The 23,540-nt window shown below is 49.8% G+C and carries 24 protein-coding genes; 17 read left to right on the top strand and 7 right to left on the bottom strand.

The window, feature by feature from the left end; translation table 11 throughout:
* Nucleotides 1-161: 161 nt before the first annotated feature.
* Nucleotides 162-404 (top strand): DUF6953 family protein, encoded by a 243-nt coding sequence (locus AC6ESP_RS12085; protein ID WP_497096978.1) that lies wholly within the window; start codon nucleotides 162-164, stop codon nucleotides 402-404.
* 408 nt (nucleotides 405-812) lie between these two features.
* Here the strand turns inward: AC6ESP_RS12085 and AC6ESP_RS12080 are convergent, their stop codons facing one another.
* Complete coding sequence (locus tag AC6ESP_RS12080; protein WP_497096977.1) at nucleotides 813-1,646, bottom strand: methyl-accepting chemotaxis protein; 834 nt, start codon at nucleotides 1,644-1,646, stop codon at nucleotides 813-815.
* 237 nt (nucleotides 1,647-1,883) lie between these two features.
* Here AC6ESP_RS12080 and AC6ESP_RS12075 point away from each other — a divergent pair, with 237 nt between their 5' ends.
* Complete coding sequence (locus AC6ESP_RS12075; RefSeq protein WP_497096976.1) at nucleotides 1,884-2,498, top strand: TetR/AcrR family transcriptional regulator; 615 nt, start codon at nucleotides 1,884-1,886, stop codon at nucleotides 2,496-2,498.
* 212 nt (nucleotides 2,499-2,710) lie between these two features.
* Here AC6ESP_RS12075 and AC6ESP_RS12070 read toward each other — a convergent pair whose 3' ends face one another.
* Nucleotides 2,711-2,833 (bottom strand): hypothetical protein, encoded by a 123-nt coding sequence (locus AC6ESP_RS12070; RefSeq protein WP_497096975.1) that lies wholly within the window; start codon nucleotides 2,831-2,833, stop codon nucleotides 2,711-2,713.
* Between the two features lie 261 nt (nucleotides 2,834-3,094).
* Between AC6ESP_RS12070 and AC6ESP_RS12065 the strand changes: the two genes are divergently transcribed.
* Nucleotides 3,095-3,589, top strand: a complete 495-nt coding sequence (locus AC6ESP_RS12065) for a hypothetical protein (RefSeq protein WP_497096974.1) — start codon at nucleotides 3,095-3,097, stop codon at nucleotides 3,587-3,589.
* Here the strand turns inward: AC6ESP_RS12065 and AC6ESP_RS12060 are convergent.
* Nucleotides 3,584-4,117, bottom strand: a complete 534-nt coding sequence (locus AC6ESP_RS12060) for a nucleoside 2-deoxyribosyltransferase (protein ID WP_497096973.1) — start codon at nucleotides 4,115-4,117, stop codon at nucleotides 3,584-3,586. The two genes, AC6ESP_RS12065 and AC6ESP_RS12060, sit on opposite strands and share 6 nt — an antisense overlap.
* Before the next feature lie 450 nt (nucleotides 4,118-4,567).
* Here AC6ESP_RS12060 and AC6ESP_RS12055 point away from each other — a divergent pair, with 450 nt between their 5' ends.
* From AC6ESP_RS12055 to AC6ESP_RS12040, 4 genes are read left to right on the top strand one after another with little or no spacing between them, the layout of a single operon-like run.
* On the top strand, nucleotides 4,568-5,263 hold the full coding sequence (locus AC6ESP_RS12055) for a GntR family transcriptional regulator (RefSeq protein WP_497096972.1): 696 nt from the start codon (nucleotides 4,568-4,570) through the stop codon (nucleotides 5,261-5,263).
* 20 nt (nucleotides 5,264-5,283) lie between these two features.
* Nucleotides 5,284-6,357, top strand: a complete 1,074-nt coding sequence (gene uxuA, locus AC6ESP_RS12050; protein WP_497096971.1) for a mannonate dehydratase — start codon at nucleotides 5,284-5,286, stop codon at nucleotides 6,355-6,357.
* A 7-nt stretch (nucleotides 6,358-6,364) separates the two neighbouring features.
* On the top strand, nucleotides 6,365-7,213 hold the full coding sequence (locus AC6ESP_RS12045) for an SDR family oxidoreductase (protein ID WP_497097073.1): 849 nt from the start codon (nucleotides 6,365-6,367) through the stop codon (nucleotides 7,211-7,213).
* Nucleotides 7,214-7,215: 2 nt separating this feature from the next.
* The gene (locus AC6ESP_RS12040; protein ID WP_497096970.1) at nucleotides 7,216-9,315 is read left to right on the top strand and encodes a glycosyl hydrolase 115 family protein; all 2,100 of its coding nucleotides are present in this window, start codon (nucleotides 7,216-7,218) and stop codon (nucleotides 9,313-9,315) included.
* A gap of 189 nt (nucleotides 9,316-9,504) precedes the next feature.
* Here the strand turns inward: AC6ESP_RS12040 and AC6ESP_RS12035 are convergent, their stop codons facing one another.
* Entirely contained in the window at nucleotides 9,505-10,293 is a 789-nt protein-coding gene (locus AC6ESP_RS12035; RefSeq protein ID WP_497096969.1) for an SDR family oxidoreductase, read from the bottom strand.
* Nucleotides 10,294-10,624: 331 nt separating this feature from the next.
* On the opposite strand from AC6ESP_RS12035, the gene AC6ESP_RS12030 reads away from it, so the two are divergent.
* Complete coding sequence (locus AC6ESP_RS12030; protein WP_497096968.1) at nucleotides 10,625-10,960, top strand: DUF3784 domain-containing protein; 336 nt, start codon at nucleotides 10,625-10,627, stop codon at nucleotides 10,958-10,960.
* Between the two features lie 64 nt (nucleotides 10,961-11,024).
* Here AC6ESP_RS12030 and murQ read toward each other — a convergent pair whose 3' ends face one another.
* The gene (gene murQ, locus AC6ESP_RS12025) at nucleotides 11,025-11,942 is read right to left on the bottom strand and encodes an N-acetylmuramic acid 6-phosphate etherase (protein WP_497096967.1); all 918 of its coding nucleotides are present in this window, start codon (nucleotides 11,940-11,942) and stop codon (nucleotides 11,025-11,027) included.
* A gap of 28 nt (nucleotides 11,943-11,970) precedes the next feature.
* Nucleotides 11,971-12,918 carry a BadF/BadG/BcrA/BcrD ATPase family protein gene (locus AC6ESP_RS12020; protein ID WP_497096966.1) on the bottom strand — a complete coding sequence of 316 codons (948 nt, stop codon included), beginning with the start codon at nucleotides 12,916-12,918 and terminating at the stop codon, nucleotides 11,971-11,973.
* A gap of 242 nt (nucleotides 12,919-13,160) precedes the next feature.
* Here AC6ESP_RS12020 and AC6ESP_RS12015 point away from each other — a divergent pair, with 242 nt between their 5' ends.
* From AC6ESP_RS12015 to AC6ESP_RS11975, 9 genes are all read left to right on the top strand, one after another.
* Complete coding sequence (locus AC6ESP_RS12015; protein WP_497097072.1) at nucleotides 13,161-14,003, top strand: MurR/RpiR family transcriptional regulator; 843 nt, start codon at nucleotides 13,161-13,163, stop codon at nucleotides 14,001-14,003.
* Between the two features lie 71 nt (nucleotides 14,004-14,074).
* On the top strand, nucleotides 14,075-15,436 hold the full coding sequence (locus AC6ESP_RS12010) for an ABC transporter substrate-binding protein (protein ID WP_497096965.1): 1,362 nt from the start codon (nucleotides 14,075-14,077) through the stop codon (nucleotides 15,434-15,436).
* A gap of 100 nt (nucleotides 15,437-15,536) precedes the next feature.
* Nucleotides 15,537-16,451: a carbohydrate ABC transporter permease gene (locus AC6ESP_RS12005; RefSeq protein ID WP_497096964.1), complete on the top strand. Its 915-nt coding sequence runs from the start codon at nucleotides 15,537-15,539 to the stop codon at nucleotides 16,449-16,451.
* A gap of 103 nt (nucleotides 16,452-16,554) precedes the next feature.
* On the top strand, nucleotides 16,555-17,388 hold the full coding sequence (locus tag AC6ESP_RS12000) for a carbohydrate ABC transporter permease (protein WP_497096963.1): 834 nt from the start codon (nucleotides 16,555-16,557) through the stop codon (nucleotides 17,386-17,388).
* Nucleotides 17,389-17,402: 14 nt separating this feature from the next.
* Nucleotides 17,403-18,509, top strand: a complete 1,107-nt coding sequence (locus AC6ESP_RS11995) for an ABC transporter ATP-binding protein (protein ID WP_497096962.1) — start codon at nucleotides 17,403-17,405, stop codon at nucleotides 18,507-18,509.
* 88 nt (nucleotides 18,510-18,597) lie between these two features.
* Complete coding sequence (locus tag AC6ESP_RS11990) at nucleotides 18,598-19,278, top strand: hypothetical protein (protein ID WP_497096961.1); 681 nt, start codon at nucleotides 18,598-18,600, stop codon at nucleotides 19,276-19,278.
* Complete coding sequence (locus AC6ESP_RS11985; RefSeq protein ID WP_497096960.1) at nucleotides 19,275-20,456, top strand: exo-beta-N-acetylmuramidase NamZ family protein; 1,182 nt, start codon at nucleotides 19,275-19,277, stop codon at nucleotides 20,454-20,456. Before AC6ESP_RS11990 ends, AC6ESP_RS11985 begins: the two co-directional genes overlap by 4 nt.
* A 14-nt stretch (nucleotides 20,457-20,470) precedes the next feature.
* Nucleotides 20,471-22,129 (top strand): beta-N-acetylhexosaminidase, encoded by a 1,659-nt coding sequence (gene nagZ, locus AC6ESP_RS11980; RefSeq protein ID WP_497096959.1) that lies wholly within the window; start codon nucleotides 20,471-20,473, stop codon nucleotides 22,127-22,129.
* Nucleotides 22,126-23,316 (top strand): anhydro-N-acetylmuramic acid kinase, encoded by a 1,191-nt coding sequence (locus tag AC6ESP_RS11975; protein WP_497096958.1) that lies wholly within the window; start codon nucleotides 22,126-22,128, stop codon nucleotides 23,314-23,316. The genes nagZ and AC6ESP_RS11975 overlap by 4 nt, the downstream gene beginning before the upstream one ends.
* A gap of 55 nt (nucleotides 23,317-23,371) precedes the next feature.
* Here the strand turns inward: AC6ESP_RS11975 and AC6ESP_RS11970 are convergent, their stop codons facing one another.
* Nucleotides 23,372-23,515: a hypothetical protein gene (locus AC6ESP_RS11970; protein WP_497096957.1), complete on the bottom strand. Its 144-nt coding sequence runs from the start codon at nucleotides 23,513-23,515 to the stop codon at nucleotides 23,372-23,374.
* Nucleotides 23,516-23,540 lie beyond the last annotated feature (25 nt).

Genomic DNA, 23,540 nt, shown 5'->3' with positions numbered 1-23,540 from the left:
CGCCAACTGCAGCCCTAGCTGAAGTGGGCTGCAGATGATTCGGCTTATAAGGTTCACTCCATTGGTCTAAAATATAATATAGGAAAAGCGGTGGATTTTTCTCAAGCTATCTATTATGCTTCTAATTCAGGTTGAATATCAATGAAGAGAGTGGGTCGCTTATGGAGGCATCAGCGCAGCAGGTTGCAGAATGGATGGTTAATGAAATTAAGTTCTCAGGCATTCTTCACCAGAGCGATGCAATTAACTATGTGAAGGCTAACTTCGGGGAACAATTCGTGTTCGTGAACGATAATGGCAATGAATCCTTGTCCAAGGATGTGAAGAAGCTGTTCCGCAAGCTGCATAATGGCAGAGCTGCATGGGATAGAGATGGCTTCTTCTGGGGCTGGACGTCCTCTTAGAACAAATAACCCGAGTGTCGAGAAAGTCTTACTGACTTTCCGGATACTCGGGTTATTTGTTTATTGCTTGATTGTTGTTCATAGCTATCACATGGTTCCATTGCACCTTGGGTGAGGAGTTTCGAAAGCGTTGCATTAGAACGAGCAAAGCAAAGCAGAGCAAAGGGGAAATGCAAATCTGCAGTTGTTTCCTAAGCTAGTGTACGGTGTTGAGGAAAAGCATGCGAATATGCATTCTTTTCTACTCAGATTTCCCTTACATGATCATAGGGCCAACAAAAGAATGCACTTTCGCAGGCAATCAAAATGATTCAGAGCCAAGGGGCTAAATGAATGTACAATCGCATTTGTTTATACAATAACATTCAAGCTTTGAAAAGTTGAGTGTCATTGTTATGTGCGTGTAGTCTAGTCCTCATAGACCATCATCGTTTGAATGAAGGCTTTGAGGTTATGGCTGGTTATGTTCAGCAGCTCAATATTCTCGACGAATTTGGTGACGAGTTGAGCCTGGTCGTGGGATGCGGAAGAGATTTCGTTAATTTCAGACTCCATTTGCTTAATGGAATTTAATACCGAGGCTAACGTTTGCTCGATACGGCCCGTTGCTTGCTTCGTTTCCTCGGACAGCTTCCTGACTTCTTTGGCAACGACACCAAAGCCTGCGCCTGCTTCTCCTACACGGGCTGCTTCGATGGCTGCATTCAGTCCTAGTAGATTCGTCTGAGCTGAAATTTCTCTAATCATACTCGTAATCTGTGAGACGCTTGAAGAGTTCTCTACGGCATGCCTCGAGTTCAGAAGCAGCTCCTCTGAAGTGGCGGACAGCTCCTCGGAATGAGCGGCAACCTGCTGGATACCGATCAATAGATTGTCAGTAATGGCGCTGGTTTCACCCATCAGCTCTTCAAGCTTAGCTTGATTCTCTAAGCTGTAGTTAATGCTAAGAACGCCTACTACTTGGTCGTTGGAATCGATGATGGGAACGAACATGACTTCGAACGCCATACCGAATAATTCTTTGGGAATCGTACTGTAGTTTTTCTCGCGGCCGTGCTTCAAATCCTTGAAATCCTTGTGGTCATCGAATAGCGGATCACCCGCTTGCATTCCAAGCTTCAACGCTTTGCTGTCTGACCAGTAGTGAATCTTCTCGTGATCATAGACAGAGAGTGCCACGTCTTCTCGAAAAAGCTGCTTAACAAAGGGCATACTTATTACTAGGGCATCGATAAGGTTCATAAGCTCCTGCTTTCTACATGATTATCTAAGGTGATACTGCTTTTTTATAATAATCGTGAAATATGTATGAATGACACTAAATAATGCTTGATTTCTGCTTGTGCTCACTACTAGGTTACAATGAATGAGCTGTGGGAAACAATGGACGATTAATCTTAAAATGTTGCCTATCCGATATAAAGATAGTGAAATGTTCATTAGCTGCTAGATAATGTACAAAGGCGGTGACGATGTTTAATGTTGGGCAAGCAGATGGACCGAAGGAGCAAGAGAACGCAGCAGGCCCTTAAGGCAGCATTAGTGGATCTCATCTTGGAGAAGGGCTATGATCACGTTACAATTAATGATATCGTTGCGAGGGCGGACTATAATCGGGGTACCTTCTACAAGCATTATTTGGGCAAAGAAGAGCTGCTGCAAGAAATGAATGATGAATTCCTAGAAGGACTAGGACAAGCGCTATTGGAGCCCTATGCGAATTATTCGGAGATTGAGGTGCAAGAGGTCGTACCGTCGACCCCCCGTATATTCGAGCATATTTTTGATAACAGGCAAATATTCAACGCACTGATGATGGCCAAGAACGATATGCTGGGCCAGTTGTATAATGTATTCCGAAGACTCATGAGAGAGCATATCTATCTTCAAGTAGAAGAGAGTCCTTATGCCATTGACTATGAGATTATGCTCAGCTATGAGATGTCTGCCACCGTTGGGGTTATTATGTACTGGGCGGAGACCGGCTTCAAATATTCCTCCGACTATATGGTAGAGCAATTCACGGCCCTCGTTAATGTGAAGCCAGTGAAGCTCGTATTTGTCCATTCCAAACAAGCAGAGTCGCTAGTATAGAATAGAAGAGCATCACAAGAAGCGTAGAGCCGCTGCCAAGTAGGCAGGCACTATGCTTTTTTATGATGTATGGGCTATCACTATCGGGGCTTCTTTAGGATGAGAGGCGGCTGCGCGCTTTTTTCTTGTTCCGAAGGATAAGGGTGATGGGAAGGGCGATCGTAAGAACGGTGCTGGTGACTAGAAATGCATCATTAGTATAGATCGAGCTCTCATGCCCGCTGGATGGCTACTTCTGTAATCGAGATTGATGAACGTGAAGCCGCGTATAAAAGAAAGCTGTGAACAGGCTTAGCGTCATTGCGCTGAATACTTGCCTGAGCCAATTCATTCATGCAGATGCGTGGCCAGACAGCTCCGTGGAGACCGCCATCATTCCTAGTACAACAGCTGACAATATGATCCCCCCTTTGTAGGAGCATTTAGGTTATCCGCAGTATAGTGTAGGATAGGAGAAGAGAGGATAAGGATTAGGAATGTCCAGAAGCATGTGCTGGGGGCACCGATATGGTCCTTTCGGAATAGTTTAAAGGGGAAACCATATGATAGTTGTAAGCGCTAACAATATTGTGGTGATAATATCGGGGGGTGCAGCGATGGGGACTCGTTTATGGCTCGAGCATGTCGTTAAGCAAAAGATGCCTCATGTTAGATATGTCAGGATCAACAGCTGCGGTCAGCATCAGGCTGTCATCTATGCTTGGGATGATCAACTGCATTTGTCAGAGAAGGATGCGGTGGAGCTGTATCAGGTAGCAGCCGGCTATTCCTCGCCGGATGTCTGTTTCACGGTGAAGCCGTATCAAGAGGCGGCTTCGGATCATGTGTGCTCCCGGGAGGTGCCGGAGCGCCTGAGGCAGGCGGCAATGAATGGGAGCCTGAATCAGGACGGTGTATTCTCCGTCCTGAACAGCATGTTTGCCGGTGTAATGGTTTCTTTTAGACGCTATGATGTGAGGACTGGAGTTGTCTACTTGGCAGCGTACAGCCATACCTCCATCTCCGATGATGACAGAGTCAACATGAAGCGGTATGCCGATGAGTTAATGCCTGTAGGCGCCGTTGTGAATTTTACGTATTATGGATTATAGAGAAGCCGTAAGATCTGCTCTGGCTTTGTGCAGCGCATCTTCGAGCGTCCCTTGAACGATTTCTATGGAAATGCCAAGCATGAGGTTGAGGGGGAGGTCGAAGTTCTCAACATTCATGCTGTCTTGGTACAGCCCCGTCTCGGCATCAATGCCGAACTGCAGCTTCTCCGTGATCGAACGTCCATCCTCTATGTGAGCGTACAGCTTCTTATTCAACGCATAGCCCAATCCACATTCGAATACTGTCCCTGAGTCCGGCTCATGTCCGCGGAACGGATTGAGATTGGCGATGATGATATCAGCTTTGTGCACGAGCTTCACATTGCCCTCGAATATGGCAGTTGCGGTCTCAAGCTTTGTAGGCTGCGGCTTAATATCCTTATCCAGAGGGAATATGCCCTCGAAGCCATACTCGGCACAAAGCTGCTTCATCTGGCGCCCATGCTCGGACGCATCAGGCCGGAACACCTCGAAGCCAGCTAAATATACTTTTGGTCGATACACGTCTGTTGTCTCTATTGCTTGCATGAAGGTTGTCTCCTCTCAGCAGCTCTCTCGGCAGGGAGCTGTATCCACAGTAGGTTTATTGTTCTCTGTAATGGACAAGCGTGTGGAAATAATTAACACACAATTAATTATAACATGCGAGACAAGCTTCGGCTGTTCAATTAAGCAGAGCAATAATTAACAGACTTAATTACAGCTGAATCGTTAAGGTTATTAACCTTTACCCCCATTCTAGGGTAGCAACAAGCCGGAAACCGACCTTAGATGCTCGCCGAATGGCCCGAAAGTTGCTAATAAGCTCAAAAACAGCCCTAGATCGCCCAGTAGATATCTGGCCGGAAACCGGTCTCACCAAGGGCTATATGGAAGCAAATAGATCTAAATTTATTATTCCGTATTGACTTGTATACAAGAATACAAGTAAATTAACAGTAGATGATTATTATCTATATAGAGAGGAGGATGAAGCGAATGTCGATGTTATTGCCGCTGCAGCCGCGCAAGACGCTTGGGGATCAGATCTATGAATCGATTCGCGACAGTATCGTTGCTTTTCGGCTGGAGCCAGGAAGCATGATCTATGAGAATGAGCTGGCTGAGGCCTTGAACGTAAGCCGTACACCAGTGCGTGAAGCGATCAGGCTGCTCGTGAGCGAACAGCTGCTGGATGTATTGCCGCAGCGGGGAACGCAAATCTCTCTTATTTCGGTGAGGAAGGTTAGCGAGACAAGGTTTGTCCGCGAGCAGCTGGAGATCGGTGCTTTTTGGCAAGCTGCACGGCGCTGGGAGGATCATAATCGCGATTCTGTAAGCGCTTCTATGGAAGTGCTGATGAAGCAGCAGCAAGAAGCTTTTGAACAGGGCGATTATGTACAGTTCCTTCAGCTCGATGAAGCCTTCCACCGCGTAATTCTGGAGATTGCGGGCAATGAAACACTGCTGCAGGTCATTCATCATATGCGCGCCCATGTGAACAGAGCTAGATTCCTATCCCTGCGGCAATATGGGCAGGCAGGCAAGGTCATTGAGGAGCATCGGCAGCTGTTAGAGGCTGTGCAGAAGGGTGACGAAGCGTTAATCAGGCAGCTGCTAGAGCAGCATATTGGCAAGCTTGATGTAGAGCTGTCAGAGCTTAGAACGGATTTACCGCATTATTTTCAAGACTAAGAGCTGAGGGGGAATAGGTTGTGAGAATGACATTCCGATGGTATGGCGAAGGCAATGATTCCGTTACGTTGAAGCAGATTAAACAGATTCCAGGTGTGGAGGGGCTCGTCTGGGCGCTTCATGATGTTCCGGCAGGGGAAGAGTGGCCGATGGACAAAATTCTCGATTATAAGAGGCTTGCTGATGAATATGGTTTCCATCTGGAGGTTGTCGAGAGCGTCAACGTGCATGAGGATATTAAGCTCGGACTGCCGTCACGAGACCAGTATATCGAGAATTATAAACGCACGATTGTGAAGCTGGCGCAGGTCGGAGTAAAAGTTATTTGCTATAATTTCATGCCAATCTTCGATTGGATTCGTACCGACCTATTCAAGGAGATGGAGGATGGCTCTACCGCATTGTTCTTCGACAAAGCTAGAATCGAGAGCATGGATGCCGAAGAGCTCGTTCGCAGCATTAACGAGAATTCGGCATTCACGCTTCCAGGCTGGGAGCCGGAGCGTCTGGCCCGCTTAGCCCCTCTGTTCGAGGCTTATAAGAGCGTGACGGAAGAGGATTTGTTCGCAAATCTGAAGTATTTCTTGGAACAGATTATTCCGGTGGCAGCGGAGCATGACATTAAAATGGCTATTCATCCGGATGATCCCCCTTATTCCGTATTCGGGCTGCCGAGAATCGTAACGGGACAAGCCAATATTCGTCGATTGCTCAGCCTTGTTGACAGCCCCTATAACGGTGTGACCTTATGCAGCGGATCACTTGGAGCGAACCCCGATAATGATGTAGCAGCTATGGTTCGCGAGTTCGCTGACCGGATTCCGTTCGCACATATCCGTAACGTCAGAGTATATGAGAATGGTGATTTTATTGAAACCTCGCACCGTGCTAGTGATGGCACAGTAGATATTACGGATGTCGTGAAGGCTTATCATGAGAACGGTTACACGGGCTATGTCAGACCAGATCATGGACGTCATATCTGGGATGAGAAGTGCCGTCCTGGTTACGGTCTATATGATCGTGCGCTCGGTATTATGTACTTGTGGGGTGTCTGGGATTCACTTGAGCGGACAAGAAAGGGGAGTGTCTAGCATGAGCATGATACCCGTGCATACGCATCTGTCAGGCAAGGTAGCTGTTATTACGGGCGGCAGCGGCGTATTGTGCTCTGCCATGGCCAAGGAGCTTGGCCGCCATGGTGTGAAGGTAGCGATATTGAATCGTACAGAGGAGAAGGGTGAGCTGATCGCGCAGGAGATTCGGAATGCTGGCGGAGAGGCGCTTGCTCTAGCTTGCAATGTGCTGGACGCAGACAATGTGAAGCGCGCTGGAGCTATCGTAGAGGAGACGTTCGGAAGCTGCGATATTCTCATTAACGGGGCAGGCGGCAATCATCCGAAGGGGATTACGACGAAGGAAACTTTTCATCCCGATGATCTGGGCAATGAAGAGCTGACGACCTTTTTCGACTTGAGCGCAGAGGGCTTCGGGTTCGTATTTGACCTGAATCTGCTGGGTACGCTTATTCCGACGCAGGTGTTCGCCAAGCAAATGATTAACAAGCAGGGTGCGGTTGTCATTAATATGTCCTCGATGAGTGCGCCAAGTCCGATGACCAAGGTGCCTGCGTATAGTGCGGCTAAGGCAGCGATTAACAACTTGACGCAGTGGCTTGCTGTCCATATGGCTGATGTTGGTATTCGTGTGAATGCCATTGCCCCGGGCTTCTTCCTAACGGAGCAGAACAGGAAGCTGCTCACGAACGAAGACGGGTCGCTGACGGAGCGCTCGAACAAGATCATTACCCATACACCAATGAGAAGATTCGGCAAGCCTGAGGATTTGCTCGGAACACTGATCTGGCTGTCGGATGACAGTATGTCCGGCTTCGTTACCGGTATTACCGTACCTGTAGACGGTGGATTCATGGCTTATTCGGGGGTGTAAGGGTGGCTCCAAGTATTGTATTAGACAAAAGACCGCTGCTGAGAATGCTGGTGAAGCCGACCTCGCCGATTCAGCATGCACTGCGTATGCTGGATCGCGATATGGAAAAGGTTATGGGCGGGGAGCCGTCTATTCGCTACAACGACGACCAAGATCGTGCTGAGGTGGCAGCGGATATTGTGATCCGCTATGCTGAGCCGGCGGATGGTCTGCCCGAGAGGGCAGAGGCGTTCGGCTTCCGCTTCCGAGACCAGCAGGGCGGCCGCATGACTATGGAGATCATCGCTGGCGATGATCTGGGCTTCGTCTATGGCATTTTGCGATTCAGCGAGCAATATCTGGGGATTGAGCCGTTCTGGCTATGGATGGACCAGACCATTCAGAAGCAGGATCATTTGATCATCCCTTGTGAGGCCTATGATTCCCCACAAGCCCGAGTCCGTTATCGCGGCTGGTTCGTCAACGATGAGGTATGCTTGATTGGCTGGGAGGACAGCTACCCGCCGTCCGAATCCATCTGGCAGCGGGTATTCGAGACGCTGCTGCGCTGCGGGGGCAATATGGTCATTCCCGGTACTGACCTGCCGAAGACGGGACTTCACTTCAAGACCGCTGCTGAGATGGGCTTATGGGTAACGCATCATCACGCGGAGCCGCTTGGAGCAGAGATGTTCCTGCGCGCATACCCCGGCAAGGCGGCCAGCTACAAGGATGAGCCAGCGTTGTTCGAAGCGTTGTGGCGAGAGGCGATTGAGAAGCAGAAGGATGACAATATTGTCTGGGTACTGTCATTCCGCGGTCAAGGTGACAAACCATTCTGGGAGAATGATCCTTCCTTCGATACGCCGCAGAAGCGTGGCAATATGATAAGCCGTGTCATTCGCAGGCAATACGATATGATTGGCGAGTCGGTGAAGAATCCGGTCTACTGTGCGGCGCTGTATGGCGAGATTGCCGAGCTGTACAAAGGAGGATATATCCAGCTTCCCGATGATGTCATTAAGGTGTGGGCCGATAACGGCTATGGCAAGATGGTGTCGCGAAGACATGGCAATACGAATGAGCGGGTTCCGGCTCTTCCGGAAGTGGGCGACAGCGGCAAGAATGGCGTATACTATCACGTCACGTTCCATGATCTGCAGGCATCGAACCATCTCACGATGTTCCCTGGACCTGCGGCCTTCCTTACTTCAGAGGTTGAGCAGGCATTCGCATCAGGCGCAGATGAATATCTGCTGATTAACTGTGGCAATATCCGCATGCATGTCTACACGCTTGATCTTCTACGTGAGCTGTGGCAAGCAGGAACAGCTGATGCCGTGAACCACCTGAAGCAGTTCGTGAAGTGTTATTATACAAGTCAGCATGAGGAGATCGAGCAGCTGTACCATTCCTATGCGCAGTGCTCTATTCCCTACGGAGAGAATGAGGATGATCTCGCAGGAGACGAGTTCTACCATCATCCAGCGCGTAAGATCATTGGGCATTGGCTCCAAGGGAAGGGGGCTGAGCCTGAGAGCAGGCTATTGTGGGCAACAGGCGATCTTTCCTTCGCAGAGCAGGTTAGCTGGTTCGGCGCTCGCTGTGAGGAAGGGCTGAAGAGGTGGAGCAGGTGGACCCAGAGATGTGATGCGTTGATCGAGCAGATTGATGAACGGGAGGGAGACCGTCAGCGAATAGTTGATCAGCTTCGTTGTCAGGGTATCCTTCACCGCTCCGGCTGTGAAGGGTTCTTGCATCTTTCCAAAGCGCATGAATCTTATGTAAGCGGGCAATATGCGCAAGCATTCGTTCATGCCTCGATGTCCATGTGGGCTTATCAAGAGGGGCTTGAAGCGCTTCGCGCTTCTGAGCACGGAGCTTGGGATCGCTTCTATCTGGCGGATTGGCTCACGAATATCGAGAGCACGGTGCAAAATGTAGATACACTCCGCAGGTATTTGCGTATGCATGGAGACAGCCCGGATTTCTTCCTCTGGTACAAGGAGTATTTGATGCCTGAGACAGAGAAGTATATTTACCTTGAAAATACGCATCGCCGCCCGCTGTCTGACGATGAGCTGGCGCAGCGGCTGATGGTTAGATTTGGTCTTAATCATTGAGAAGCTTTCCTCGTTAAGTGGCTTGACAGCAGCGATAAACTAATAATAGACCACAGACAGCCTTGGTTCGGTTCGACCGTACCAAGGCTGTTTAATGTGTTCGGGAAGTGATAATTGACCAGCTGTAGAAACAGCGAGAGGCCCTTGCGATAACGCAGGGCCTCTCGATCGATTCGAAATATGTTGTGCTTAGTATTGGTTCGATTGGCCGCCATCAATCGGAATGACAACGCCGTTGATAAATTCGGATTCGCCGGACAGCAGGAATGCGACAAGACGAGCTACTTCTTCCGGTTTGCCGAAACGTTTCTTCGGATTCACACTGACGAACTGTTTGCCGGCTTCTTCCCAGCCGTCTTCGCCGCCGATTTGCTTCAGTGATCCAACAACCATAGCTGTCATGATCGCGCCTGGCGCAATCGCGTTAATGCTCAGGTTGTACTGGCCGTATTCGATCGCAGCATTTTTTGTCATGCCGGCTACGGCGTGTTTGCTTGCGACATATGCCGCTTGGTTCAGAACGGCACGGATACCGCCAACGGAAGCAACGTTAACGATAGAGCCCGATTGCTGCTCCTGCATGACCGGAAGCACGTACTTCATGCCGTAGAATACGCCTTTTAGGTTGATGTCGATAACCTTGTCGAATACTTTGCTGTTGTATTCGGCAGTAGGTGCTTGCGTGCCTTCGATGCCGGCATTATTGTAGAAGCCGTCAATACGCCCGAAGCGTTGTACCGTGTCATCCACGTATTTTTTAACAGCCTCTTCGCTGGCTACATCTGCTGTGAGAAGCAGAAGCTCAGCTTCAGGAGCAGCTTCAAGGATCAGCTTCTTGGTCTCGGCAAGAGCCGCTTCATTCAGGTCAATCAGAGAAAGCTTTGCGCCTTCTTTGGCAATTTCCAATGCAGAAATTTGTCCCAAGCCGGAACCTGCGCCAGTGATCACAATAACTTTGGAGTCGAAACGTTTGTTCATCATAAATCTTCCTCTCGTCTTTTGTAATATAGGTAATTTAATGGAGCAGTTCATTACTGCTTGAAATAAAAAAGGGGAAGCTTCAACGAACTTACTAGCTTGCTGTGCTCTTCATTAGCTTAAAACAAAAACAGTTGTTACAACAATAATCAAACTTAAACGATATGTTGACTAAATAAACAGTCCTCCGTGTTATGTTTACCATTGCCGTATATATTAAACAGAAATAATCCGAACGTTCATAGAACCGAATTCCTATTTCCATGTATCTAATCTGGCTATTTTGGCAAAATAAGGCATAGTCAAACGTCAGGAAGAAGGAGGTGTAATCATGGACCATTACATATTCGATTGGATCGCGGGGGCTATTCTAGTCGTCCAAGGATACTTGTTGTGGCGCAAGCAGAAGCTGAAGCTAATTACCGGAGCAGATGTTGAAGAATCGCTTACGGAGGAGCGGAAGGCAAGCCTATCCAGAACGCTAGGAATCTACTCGATTGTGATCGGAGGGCTCTTGATAGCGGCGCCTGCGGTGATCGACAGCTGGTTCCAAGAGGCGGGAACGATTATGTTCAGCTCCTTCACTGTATTTGTGCTTGCCTCAGCCGTTGGTATGTTCATCTATATCAAGCGGTTTCTGGTCAAAAGCAGAGTGAGCAAGGGGTAGCCGGAGCGCGAGGCGGCAAGCCTATAACAAGCATGAAAGGCGGGTCCGCTGGGCCCGCCTTTCGTTAATTCATTTTATCAGTATGAAGCTGTATAGCTGGAGTGACGAAGCCGTCCGCTTGCTGGAGCAAATCACGAGCCTCCTGAGCGCCGGTGTCTGCCATAATCATGACGATAGCCGTCTTCACATGTCCCTCAGATGCTGCATAAGCATGTTCGACTTGCTCCGCTGAAGCATTAGTAGCCATGCTGATAATACGTTTGGCACGGTGGACAAGCTTCTCGTTGGAGGGGTTCAAGTCGACCATTAGGTTCTGATAGACCTTGCCGATTCTAATCATGGCTGTCGTCGTCAGCATATTGAGAATGAGCTTCTGCGTTGTGCCGGCTTTCATTCTTGTAGAGCCAAGAACGGCCTCTGGTCCGACGACGGCTTCAATCATCAGCTTGGCTTCCTGCTTCATCGGAGAGTCATAGTTGTTGCATATGCCGATGACGGTCGCTCCAAGCTCTCCCGCACGCTTCATCGCGCCAAGCACATAGGGAGTTCTCCCGCTGGCTGCTATACCGATAACGACATCGTTAGCATGAATGCCATGCTGATCAATATCGTGTGCGCCAAGCGCTTCACTGTCCTCTGCACCCTCTACTGGGTCCTTCACCGCCTTGAAGCCGCCAGCGATAATACCCTGTACCATGGAAGGGTCCGTGCCGAATGTCGGGGGGCATTCGGATGCGTCTAGAATGCCGATTCGTCCGCTGGTTCCGGCTCCTGTATAGAACAATCTGCCGCCTTTGCGGAAGGCTTCTACAATATAGTCTGCAGCTTGGGCAATCTGCGGAATCAAGGCATTCACGATGGAAGCAATCTTCTGATCCTCCGCATTGATAAGCTGCATGATTTGTTCGGAGTTAAGCTGATCGATATGTCTGGTTTGTGCATTAGGCTGCTCGGTCGTCAGTTGACTGAGAATATGATTCATGAGGCGGTATCCCCTTTATCTCTTATGTTCAATCTATTGTTGGAAAAAGCTTTTTTGCCAGCATAGCTGCGCCTGCAGCTGGAGGTCTGGGCACGCTGCCCGCTTGAATGAAGGTCAGCTTCGGATAGTGATTAGATAGGATCGTGCAATAAAAATCACGGAATAATGCCGAATGCTTGAAGATCGACCCTGTCATAACTACGTCTGAGTCTTCAAGGAACAGATCTTTATTAATAAGGGCAATTGTGGTATCTACAAGGGCTATCGCTTGTTTCGTAATAATGCTGGCTGCAACGGAATCACCAGCCTCCGCAGCCCGAATACAAGGCTCAGCGAATGCGGCAATGTTAGCTTTTACAATAGAAGGCTGATAAATATACGCTTTCAAATCCGTAATATGGTCTAAGTGCCAGGCTTCGGTAATCAGGTTGGTCAGCAAGGTTCCCGGCAGGAGGTCCTCATAGCTTCTAATAACCGCTTTCAATGTCTGCAAGCCGATCTCATAGCCGCTTCCCTCATCGCCAAGGTAATGCCCCCAGCCGCCTACACGGTAGTGTTGCCCTTCGGGAGTGAGGCCGTAGGCGCCCGACCCGGTGCCCGAGATGACAAGAATGCCGTAATTGCGTTCAATCGCTGCCATTAATGAAATATCAGCTTCTGATTTCATCGCAATAGGGAAGTACAGGCTCCGCTTCTCTTGGTAATTAAGCAGGTATGCGGTCATGGCTGCTTTTTCCTGTTCGGTTCTAATACCTGACATGCCAAGACACATTCCATTACAGATTGCTGATGGATCATTTAATGAGTTGAAAAGGCAGTCAATGACGTTACCTAGCTCCTCGGCAGCTTTTTCGAACGTGACAGCATAAGGATTCGTAGATCCTCCAATATAGCTTCCGAGTACGCTTCCATCCAGGCCCAGCGCGGTCGCTTCAGTTTTGGTGCCGCCTCCGTCGATACCGATGTACATGTACATAAACATCACTTCGCTTTCTTTTATTAGTATAGGAGAAGAGCTCTCATTTGTAAAATAAAATTTCACAACAAAAATAAATATTGAAATTTATTTTTACAGAGCCTATAATAAAGTCAATCCGAGTCACGTGGAAGCGATGCCAACTCTAGTCTAGAAGCGGTGGCGTTATATAGTCTAACATCACGGTTGGATTCGAGGATGATGGTTCGGAACACTTTATGAGACAAGGGGTTGAGATGGGAATGAATGGAGGATTAGTCCGTTTACGGGAAGTGTACGACACGCTGAATCCTTCCGAACGCAAGGTTGCTACCTTCATCTTGCAATATCCGAACCAGATGATTGAGCTGTCAGGTTCAGAGCTTGCATCCAAGAGCGGAGCGAGCCAAGCTGCTATTGTTCGGCTATGCAAGACGATGGGGCTCAAGGGCTATCAGGATCTGCGGCTGAAGGTGGCAGGAGATCTGCAGGAGCCAGATAAATCCGGCGGCGGTTACCAAGAAATTAGTCCGGACGACAGCATTTCTACCATCATTCAGAACGTGTCCAACAACAATATCCAGTCGATTCGCGACACGCTCAAAATTTTGGATGTAGAAATGGTGGAGAAGGCAGTCGAGCTGCTTCATCAAGCTAAGAGAATTCATTTCTTCGGTGTCGGAGCATCCAACCTCATTGCTATGGATGCACAGCAGAAGCTGCTCCGTATCAACAAAGTAAGCTTCTCATTCGCTGATCCGCATGTTCAGCTTACCTCTGCTGTAACGCTTACGGAGGACGATGCCGCTGTATTTATCTCCTATTCAGGGGAAACAGAGGAGGTCATCCGGGCTGCGGCGATTACCAAGGAGTCAGGCTGTAAGTCCATCAGCATTACCAAATATGGCGAATCCACATTAAGCAAGCTTGTCGATATCCCATTGTTCACATCCTCTACAGAGAACGAAATTCGCAGTGGAGCGATGTCATCCCGGATTACACAGCTGAATGTCATCGATATTCTCTATCTGGGAGTGGCAAGTCGGAATTACGAGCAATCGGTCAAATATTTGGAGCAGACCCGCAAAGCTATCAAGAGGCTGTAAACTGACTGCTGTACAAGGCATTCAGCGACATCATACATCACTAATCATCAACGATCGAGGAGCTGAACTTCATGAAAAAAAGCTTGGTATTATTATCGTTAATCGTTGTACTCGTATTCATTGCCGCATGTGGCAATAACGGCGGCAATAACGCGGCATCTAATGACGGGGCAGAGAAGCCGGATAAGGTTGTTGTGTGGACCTACCCTGTTCACGGTACTTATGAGGATGAGCTGAAGCAGCTGGTTGCTGATTTCAACAAAGAGCATCCGAACATCGAGGTGCAGACTGAAATGCTCTCTTGGGCGGAAGGCCCTAAGAAATTCGACGTAGCTCTTAATGCAGGCAACCCGCCGGATCTGTATTTCCACAGTGTTGATGGTATGTATGTGAACACAGGTCTTGCACTGCCGATCAATTCTTACTTAACAGAGGAGACGAAGCAGGACTTCCTGCCGGGTACACTAGAGCTTGGCCAAATCCAAGGCGAGCAATACAGCCTCCCGCTGTATCAATTCCAATGGGCATGGGGCGGCAACAAGAAGCTGCTAGAGGAAGCCGACATTGACTGGCAGAAGATCCAGCAAGAAGGCTGGACATGGACTGAATTCAAGGAAGCAGCAGCTAAGCTGACGAAAACAACAGCAGATGGCAAGCAGCAATATGCGCTTGTAACGGACGGTACTTCCCTTGATTTCATCGAGATGCTGACTCGCAACAACGGTATGGTTGATGTGCTGGACGAAGAAGGCAAATTCCAATGGAATGATAATCGCATCGTAGACACGATGAAATTCGTTCAAGATTTGCTTGCAGCAGGCAATATGCCGAAGGAAACTTCAGCGATCGCACCAGCTAAGCGTACAGAGATGTTCTATGCAGAAGAAACAGCCATCATCTCGAAGGCGATTCCTTATTATGATGTGATGATTCAGAACCGCAACAAAGATATTGAAGCAGGCACCGTTCAAGGTGAGCAAATCGACTTCGTCTTGCTGCCAGTTCCGCACAATGAAGGCGCAGAAGCGCTTAGCACAATGGGTGGAGAAGGTTATGTAGCATTCAAACAGAAGAATGACAAAGGTGAACAGCATGCGAAGAACACGGTGCTTGTTATGGAAGCTCTAAGTGGTGCTGCTGCAGGTAATGCAGCCAACGAGCTGGCACTGCCTTTCGTTCGCCAATCACAAGTTGATCTATTCGCAGGCAAAGGCCTTGGCAAAGAAGAGAACCTTGAAGCTGCCCAAATCATGGCACAGAACATTGCTGCACCAGTGCTTCTGACTCTGGACGTTGATCTGGCTTCCAAGATGAAGCAATTCAAAGAGCAGGTTGTTAAACCGAACATGCAAGCATTATTCGCGGGTGAGAAAACGCCGGACGCTATCGCAGCAGACTTCTTGAGTAAAGGCAAACAAATTCTAGGTCAATAAACACTTCAGATGGCAGGCGGCTGCACAAGCTGCTATGAGCTGCAACTCATGCGCAGCTTGTGCAGCGCCCCTGCCGGTTTTGTAGAAGGAGGAACAGGAGATGCAGAGTACGATCGCGCCCACAAGATCTCATTCTCCGTTTGTACGGTTCTGGAAGGAATATGGCTGGGCTTATCTATTCATATTAGCCCCGCTGCTGCTGTTCCTGATTTTCACGTTATATCCGGTGATTACGGCATTTGTTATGAGCTTTCAGAAATACAATATTATGAATTCGACTTGGATTGGGACAGATAATTACGAGCGGCTGTTCCAGGACGATGTGTTCTGGAAGTCTATGAAGAATACGGCTATCTTCACGATCGGCACCGTTCCGGTCAATATCATTATTACGTTCGTGCTATCATTCCTTATTTATCAGATGAAGACCAGATGGCAGACCTTCTTCAAGGCAACGATGTACCTGCCGACAGTGGCGTCTGGCGTAACGATCTCTATCGTATGGCTGGCTATATTTGATCCAACAGATTCAGGATTATTGAATCGGTTTATGGAGTGGCTTGGCTTCGACTCCGTGATCTGGCTCGGTCAATCGAGCTCAGCACTATTCTCTCTTATGCTAATGAACTGGCTCGGCTCTCATGGTGCAGGCATCATATTGTATCTGGCAGCAATGGGCGGCATTCCAAAATCGCTCTATGAGGCGGCGGATATTGACCATGCCAGCGGCTGGACGCAATTCAGACGTATTACATGGCCTCTTCTGAAGCCGACGACGCTCTATTTGCTCGTAACAGGTGTTATTACCTCGTTCCAGGTATTCATCTCAGTGTACCTGATGACGCAGGGTGGACCTAACTTCGCGACGACAACAATCGCCTATCTGATCTATGAGACGGCGTTCAAGTTCTATGATTTCGGTCTTGCTTCGGCGCAGTCCTTCGTGCTGGCAGCCTTGATCATTATTATCTCCATCATTCAATTCAAGTTCTTCTCAAGCGATGTTGAATATTAAGCTTTCATTGCGGAACGGGTCCTGAATCTCTACAGGAGAAGGTCAGCCGTTTACGCTAGCGATACGGTTTTGTCTGCAAGGCGAAGCCTGGAGGTGTGCACACATGAATAAGAAATCAAAAGTTATCCTCATATCGGTATCGGCCGCGGTATTGCTGGCGTGGGCAATCGTTACGATTATTCCTCTGTACTGGATGCTTATCGGGTCTGTACAGGATACAACCCTTTCCGCTACTTACCGGCCGAAGATGATTCCGGATGCTTGGTCCCTTGCGCCTTATGAGCGGTTCTTCGGGAAAACAGCTGCATGGCGCTGGTTGTTCAACTCGCTGCTCGTATCCTCGATTCTGACGCTTACGAACGTATTCTTCGCTTCCTTGGCTGGTTATGCGTTCGCGAAGCTGAAATTCCCGGGGAGCAAAAGCGTGTTCTGGGTTCTGCTCGGCACGATGATGATCCCAGCGCAGGTCACGCTTATTCCGCTTTATATTTTGATGATCAACGTATTTAATCTTGGAGACACCTATGTTGCCATCCTGCTGCCGGGCATCGTTAGCGTAGGAAATATCTTTTTGATGAAGCAGTACATGTCATCTCTCCCGACATCGCTGATTCATGCAGCAAGAATCGATGCAGCCGGTGAGTTCGGCATCTTCTGGAAGGTGATTCTGCCGATGGCCAAGCCAGGGCTTGCTGTACTAGCGATATTCACCTTCGTGGCAACATGGAATGACTTCTTCTGGCCGTTCCTTGTGACGAACTCGAATGAGATGCGTACGATTCAAGTTGGACTTGCGTCTTTCGTATTTGCGGAAGCGACCGACTTCGGCGCTATTATGGCTGGTGCAACCGTCGGCTCACTGCCGATGATGATTCTATTCTTTGCGCTGCAGCGCTATTTCTTGCAAGGTATTACAGTTGGAGCAGTAAAAGGCTAGGAGGATGAGGAATCATGGCACGCGTTGAATTTCGTAATGTACGCAAGCAATACACAGATGATAAGAAGGGGACTTTCACCGCGGTGGCGGGCTCCGACTTCGTTATTAATGATAAAGAGTTTCTAGTGTTCGTAGGACCGTCAGGCTGTGGCAAAACAACGTCACTGCGGATGATCGCAGGGCTTGAGCGGCAGACGAGCGGCGATATCATTATTGGGGACACAATCGTTAACGATTACCATCCGAAGGATCGGGATATCGCAATGGTATTCCAGGACTATGCGCTATATCCGCATATGTCGATTCGTGAGAATCTGTCCTTCGGCTTGAAGAACCTGAAGAAGCCCAAAGCTTATATTGATGATAAGGTGAATCAGGCTGCTTCGATTCTTGGACTGGAAGAGATGCTGGAGAGAAAGCCTCGCGAGCTGTCCGGTGGACAGCGTCAGCGGGTTGCAGTAGGCCGTGCGATTGTACGTGATCCGCAAGTATTCCTGTTCGATGAGCCGCTCTCCAACCTCGATGCGAAGCTGCGTGTTCAGATGCGGGTGGAATTGTCTGAGCTGCATAAGCGTCTTGGCGCAACGATCGTATATGTTACGCATGATCAGGTTGAAGCGATGACACTCGGTGAACGGATTGTCGTGATGAATAAAGGGGTTATTCAGCAAATTGCTTCCCCAACAGAGCTGTATGCAAAGCCGCAGAATATGTTCGTAGCCGGATTCATCGGATCGCCTGCAATGAACTTCATGGATGCCCATGTGAATGGGAATAAAGTGAAGGTGGATGGCGCGACATTCACGATTAGTGACAAGGTTGCCGCAGCTCTGAAGTCATATGATGGAAGCCCTGTTATTCTAGGCATTCGTCCTGAGCATATTATGGGCGAGGATTATGCACCTAATATCAGCCACGACCATCCGATGCAGGCCGTTATACAGGTTGTAGAGCACTTAGGCTCAGAGAATCTCGTCTATTACCGTGTCGGAGAACGGATGATAACCGCTAAGATGCATCCAGAGACGAAGGCCTACATTGGCCTGAACAAAACGTTCCTGCTCGACTTCAGCAAGGTTCATTTCTTCGATCCGAAGACGGAGCAGCGTATAGAATTATAAAATAAACAGGATAAAGAGGGCCGTTATGGCCTTCTTTACTCATATTGCTTATTAGGAATGAAGGAAACACAGGAAGGACGGTCAGGCTATGCGCAAGTTAAATCAAGTGTTAGTGACATCGGGTATCGAGGTTTACCGGGAAATTGTGCCGGTCGCGATATATAGCCTGATCAGCTCTATCGTACTCATACCCATTCTGCTGCTTGCACCAGTACCCTATGTATTGATCCTGCTTCCGCTGCTCTACATGCCCCTTATATTCGGCGGCTTCTATGCCTATCATCAGAGAACGATAGGGAAACGTTCGGGAGTGAAGGTCATGCTCCAGGGTGCGGCCAAAGGCTTCTTCCCGGCTGCGATATTCGGTCTGTTCTGCTCTATATTGGCTATTATTCTATGGTCGACGTGGTGGTATTACGGCGGAAGAAGCGGTCTATTCTATTTGATTATTGCGGTGTTCCAGACCTACTTCGTTGCAGCGGCGCTTATCTCGCAGTTCTATACGCTGCAGCTGGTATTACAGCAAGGTATGGGCATCTTCAGGGCGATGGGAGAGAGCGTCAAGCTGTTCTTCCGCTATCCCGTATATACGATTGGAGCTTTTCTGCAGGCAGCCATTGTGATGGTTCCATTGCTGCTCACGGTGGTCGGCTTTGCGGCATTATTCACTGGCATGATGTCGATCTATACCCATAAAGCAGCCTTCAATGCTATGAATCCAGATGCGGATAAAGAGCTGGAGGAGGAAGAGGGAGGAGTGCGCATATGAGTACTTCCAGACTGCGAGTTCTAGCAGGCGTTGACCGTCTGAGGGATATGGTGCAGCATCCGATGATTACAGGGAAGAGACTGGGGCTTGTAACCAATCCAACAGGAGTGACGCGGCAATTCGAGTCCACTGTTGAGGTCATCGCAGGTCTGGCCTCAGCTGAATTAACAGCACTGTTCGCCTGCGAGCATGGCTTGCATGGTCAGAGACAGGCAGGTGTATTGTTCGGAGATGAGCGGGATGAAGCGCTGGGCATCCCCATATATAGCCTTTATGGCGAAACCAAAAAACCGACCGGACGCATGTTGGAGAACGTGGATACGGTCGTTTTTGATATACAGGATTTAGGCGTTCGCTTCTATACGTATGTAAGCACCTTAGTCTATGTGATGAAGGCATGTGCAGAGAATGGGACGAGCTTGCTCGTTCTAGATCGCCCGAACCCGCTGGGCGGCTTGAACAGTGAAGGCGGTCTGCTGACGCCCGGCTATGAATCGATGGTCGGCGTATGGACGATGCCTATGCGAACGGGCATGACGATCGGGGAATTGGCTTGTATGGTGAATGAGCTGGAAGGGATAGGATGCGAGCTGGACGTGATCGAGCTGGAGGGCTGGAGCCGCGGCATGGAGTATGGGGATACCGGCCTTCCATGGATGATGCCTTCACCGAATATGCCAAGCATCGATTCGGTACGGACGTATGCAGGCACCTGCTTGTTTGAAGGGACGAATGTATCCGAAGGAAGAGGAACGACGCGGCCGTTCGAGTGGATAGGAGCGCCTTGGATCGATGGGAAGGAGCTGGCCGCCCGAATGGCATCTTATGAGCTTCCGGGGGTGCATGTTCACCCCGTATTCGCTACGCCGACGTTCTCCAAGCATCAAGGAGAGCTCTGCGGCGGAGTGCGGTTGTTCGTAACGGATAAAGCCCAGTTCGAGTCGGTGCGGACGGGATTAACGCTGCTGCATGAAATAGCGGCCTTGTATCCAGAAGCGTTCGAATGGCTGAAGCCTCCAAGAGAAGGCTCACGCTATTTTATTGATTTATTATGCGGCGGCGATAGGGTACGTCATTCCATTGCAGCCTCAGAGGGTCTGCAGGCTATAGTAGAAGACTGGCAGCAGCAGAGTGAGCGGTGGTTAATGATGAGGAAGCCTTACTTACGCTATCTATAGAGAGGATGATCAACATGGAGAAGAAGGAACTGGACCGCCAGATAAGTGGGATGAATCTGCGTCATAAGATCGGCCAGCTGCTGATATGCGGATTTTATGGGACGGAAGTGTCTGGCGAGCTGAAGCGGTTCGTCGAGGAGTATCGAATAGGGGGCGTTATTTATTTTGCCCGTAATGTGGAATCTGCAACGCAGATTGGCGAGTTATCCGCTTCACTTCAAGAGATCGCTGCTGCATCTGGTAATGTTCCTCTATGGATATCTATCGATCAGGAGGGCGGCATGGTTGCGCGGATAACCGAGGGTGTCGCCCTTATGCCAGGGCAGATGGCCATTGCGGCGGCCGGATCACTGGATGCGGCTTATGAATCAGCCTTGATTAGCGGCAGGGAGCTGCATGCGCTGGGCATTAACTTGAACTATGCGCCTGTTCTGGATGTGAACAATAATGCGCGCAATCCTGTTATCGGCGTTCGCTCCTTCGGCGAATCGCCGGAAGAGACAGCCGAGTATGGCGCGAGAATGATCGGCGGACTGCAGGATGCTGGCGTATCGGCGACAGCGAAGCATTTTCCAGGGCATGGCGACACCGATGTAGATTCTCACTTGGATCTGCCGACGGTACAGCATGACCGTGAGCGGATGGAACGCATTGAGCTTGTGCCGTTCCGAAAGGCGATCGCCGAGGGTGTAGATGCGATTATGTCAGCGCATATTTATTTCCCAGCTCTTGAGCAGCAGAAGGTGCCGGTCACTCTGTCTCATGCGGTGTTGACGGGGCTGCTGCGGGAGGAGCTCGGGTTCGAGGGCATTATTATGACGGACTGCATGGAGATGAATGCGATTGCCGTTCATTATGGTACAGTGGACGCCGCGGTTATGGCGATTGAGGCAGGCGCGGACTCTGTGCTGATCAGCCATCGCCAAGAGCTTCAGATCGGAGCGATTGAAGCGATAGAGAAGGCTGTGCTGGAAGGGCGAATAACAGAAGAGCGAATTGATGCGTCCGTAAGGCGTCTATTGACTTATAAGAGTAAAAGAGGCGTGTGGGCTGAGGAGTCTGACTCCAGCATGAAGGGATTATCCAGTGCATCAGCTGCTGTACCAGGCAGCTCTGCACATATGGAGGCGGCAAGGCGGATTAGCGAAGCCAGCATGACGCTGATCAGCAATGAGCAGGGAATTATTCCGCTGCAGCCTCGCCGCACACTGGCGGTAACGGTGTCGGCAGCTGTTGCTACGCTGGTAGACGAGCTGTTCGAGGACAGCTATAGCTTGGGTGCTGCGCTGGCGAAGCAAGGTTTGGATGTGCAGGATGCAGTGGTGAAGGTGACTGATGTAGCTGCAGAGAGTGAAGCGATTCTAGCTGCTGCAGCCGATGATGCGGTAGAGCAGCTCGTTATCGGCACCTATAATGCACAGTTCAATGAGGCGCAGCTCGAGCTCGTCCGCAGGCTTCAGGAGCTGGGCAAGCCGCTCGTAGTCGTGGCGCTGCGCAATCCTTATGATCTGCTTAAGCTGCCGGAGGGCCTTACTTTCGCCGCCGCTTATGAGAGCAGACCGCTGGCGCTGCAGAGTATGGCGAAGGCATTAACGGGTGCGATTCCATTCAAAGGACGTCTGCCTGTATCACTTGGAGAGCGTTATCCAGCTGGGTGGGGTATGACATCATGATTAACCTATTCGGGGATAAGCCTTCGGTTATCGCTGTTGGGTTAATGTCGGGTACATCGCTCGATGGCATTGATGCTGCTATCGTTCGGATCGAGGGCAGCGGACTCGATTCGAAGGCAGAGCTGCTTCATTATTACAGCGAATCCTATGATGCGCCGCTGCGCGAGAGATTGAAGGATCTCTGCACGGTGGATCGCTCTGATGTTGCGCTTGCCTGCGGAATGAATGTGTATTTGGCAGAGCGGTTCGCAGCCGCTGTGCATTCGGCTGTGAAGGAAGCGGGCATGTCCATGGATGAAGTGGATTTCGTCAGCTCGCATGGTCAGACGGTATGGCATATTCCTGAGGCGGACACGGCTGCTGATCCGTATCTGGTTCGTTCTACACTTCAGCTCGGAGATTTGTCTGTGCTGGCGAAGCTGACAGGCAAGCTGACGGTGGGCGATTTCCGTCCGGCGGATATGGCTGTTGGCGGACAAGGCGCTCCACTTGCTCCTTATGGCGATCTCATTCTATTCCGTCATGAGGAGAAGGGACGCTTACTGCAAAATGTCGGCGGAATCGGCAATTGCACCGCTTTGCCGCCGGGAGCTGCGGCAGCTGATGTGTTCGCCTTCGACACAGGTCCTGGCAACATGGTGATGGACCAAGCGGTATATCTGCTGACGGAGGGACGCTGCGCCTATGATGACGGCGGGAAGTGGGCTGCTCAGGGGCGACCTGATCAAGAGCTTGTCGCACAGATGATGGAGCATCCCTACTTCCAGCTGTCTCCTCCCAAGTCAACGGGACGAGAGGTGTTCGGCAAAGCCTATACGGCGGAATTCGTCCGTAAGGCGAAGTTCAAAGGGTTGTCTGATTCTGATATCATCGCAACGGCTACAGCCTTTACGGCGGAGTCGATAGCAGCTGGCTATCGGCAATTCGTATTCCCGCGCTGTAGAATCGATGAGGTAATTATCACTGGCGGGGGCGCCCATAACCGGACGCTGCTAGCGATGCTGGCTACCCTCCTGCCTGATCAGCATGTGATGAATTCACAGGCACTCGGATTCAATGATGACGCCAAGGAAGCGGTCATCTTCGCTCTTCTAGGCAATGACTGCTTGCATGGCATCAGCAATAACTTGCCATCGGCTACGGGAGCGAGCCGTTCAACGGTGCTTGGCAAGCTGGCTCTGCCATAAAGAAGAAAGGGTTGAGCAGCTGCTCAACCCTTTCTTCTACGTCCTAGCGGTGTGGCTAGACACCAGCCAGCATCTTCACCGCACTTGGTTCACTCGAAAGACCCTCCATAAGCTGCAAACCAACCTTAACAGCACCACTAACTCCCCCAAATAGCTCAATAAGCCGAAAAACAGCATTAGCGAAGCGCTCCAGTAGCATTGTCTCAACTCGTGTCTTGTTATGT

This window comes from Paenibacillus xinjiangensis (assembly GCF_059686975.1).
This window is presented reverse-complemented; position numbering and strand designations above follow the sequence as displayed.

Excerpts from the sequence above, each read along its gene's own strand:
- AC6ESP_RS12085 (WP_497096978.1), top strand. The coding sequence starts at position 162 with ATGGAGGCATCAGCGCAGCAGGTTGCAGAATGGATGGTTAATGAAATT.
- AC6ESP_RS12080 (WP_497096977.1), bottom strand. The coding sequence starts at position 1,646 with ATGAACCTTATCGATGCCCTAGTAATAAGTATGCCCTTTGTTAAGCAG.
- AC6ESP_RS12075 (WP_497096976.1), top strand. The coding sequence starts at position 1,884 with ATGTTGGGCAAGCAGATGGACCGAAGGAGCAAGAGAACGCAGCAGGCC.
- AC6ESP_RS12070 (WP_497096975.1), bottom strand. The coding sequence starts at position 2,833 with ATGAATGAATTGGCTCAGGCAAGTATTCAGCGCAATGACGCTAAGCCT.
- AC6ESP_RS12065 (WP_497096974.1), top strand. The coding sequence starts at position 3,095 with ATGGGGACTCGTTTATGGCTCGAGCATGTCGTTAAGCAAAAGATGCCT.
- AC6ESP_RS12060 (WP_497096973.1), bottom strand. The coding sequence starts at position 4,117 with ATGCAAGCAATAGAGACAACAGACGTGTATCGACCAAAAGTATATTTA.
- AC6ESP_RS12055 (WP_497096972.1), top strand. The coding sequence starts at position 4,568 with ATGTCGATGTTATTGCCGCTGCAGCCGCGCAAGACGCTTGGGGATCAG.
- AC6ESP_RS12045 (WP_497097073.1), top strand. The coding sequence starts at position 6,365 with ATGATACCCGTGCATACGCATCTGTCAGGCAAGGTAGCTGTTATTACG.
- AC6ESP_RS12035 (WP_497096969.1), bottom strand. The coding sequence starts at position 10,293 with ATGAACAAACGTTTCGACTCCAAAGTTATTGTGATCACTGGCGCAGGT.
- AC6ESP_RS12030 (WP_497096968.1), top strand. The coding sequence starts at position 10,625 with ATGGACCATTACATATTCGATTGGATCGCGGGGGCTATTCTAGTCGTC.
- murQ (WP_497096967.1), bottom strand. The coding sequence starts at position 11,942 with ATGAATCATATTCTCAGTCAACTGACGACCGAGCAGCCTAATGCACAA.
- AC6ESP_RS12020 (WP_497096966.1), bottom strand. The coding sequence starts at position 12,918 with ATGTACATGTACATCGGTATCGACGGAGGCGGCACCAAAACTGAAGCG.
- AC6ESP_RS12015 (WP_497097072.1), top strand. The coding sequence starts at position 13,161 with ATGAATGGAGGATTAGTCCGTTTACGGGAAGTGTACGACACGCTGAAT.
- AC6ESP_RS12010 (WP_497096965.1), top strand. The coding sequence starts at position 14,075 with ATGAAAAAAAGCTTGGTATTATTATCGTTAATCGTTGTACTCGTATTC.
- AC6ESP_RS12005 (WP_497096964.1), top strand. The coding sequence starts at position 15,537 with ATGCAGAGTACGATCGCGCCCACAAGATCTCATTCTCCGTTTGTACGG.
- AC6ESP_RS12000 (WP_497096963.1), top strand. The coding sequence starts at position 16,555 with ATGAATAAGAAATCAAAAGTTATCCTCATATCGGTATCGGCCGCGGTA.
- AC6ESP_RS11995 (WP_497096962.1), top strand. The coding sequence starts at position 17,403 with ATGGCACGCGTTGAATTTCGTAATGTACGCAAGCAATACACAGATGAT.
- AC6ESP_RS11990 (WP_497096961.1), top strand. The coding sequence starts at position 18,598 with ATGCGCAAGTTAAATCAAGTGTTAGTGACATCGGGTATCGAGGTTTAC.
- AC6ESP_RS11985 (WP_497096960.1), top strand. The coding sequence starts at position 19,275 with ATGAGTACTTCCAGACTGCGAGTTCTAGCAGGCGTTGACCGTCTGAGG.
- nagZ (WP_497096959.1), top strand. The coding sequence starts at position 20,471 with ATGGAGAAGAAGGAACTGGACCGCCAGATAAGTGGGATGAATCTGCGT.
- AC6ESP_RS11975 (WP_497096958.1), top strand. The coding sequence starts at position 22,126 with ATGATTAACCTATTCGGGGATAAGCCTTCGGTTATCGCTGTTGGGTTA.
- AC6ESP_RS11970 (WP_497096957.1), bottom strand. The coding sequence starts at position 23,515 with ATGCTACTGGAGCGCTTCGCTAATGCTGTTTTTCGGCTTATTGAGCTA.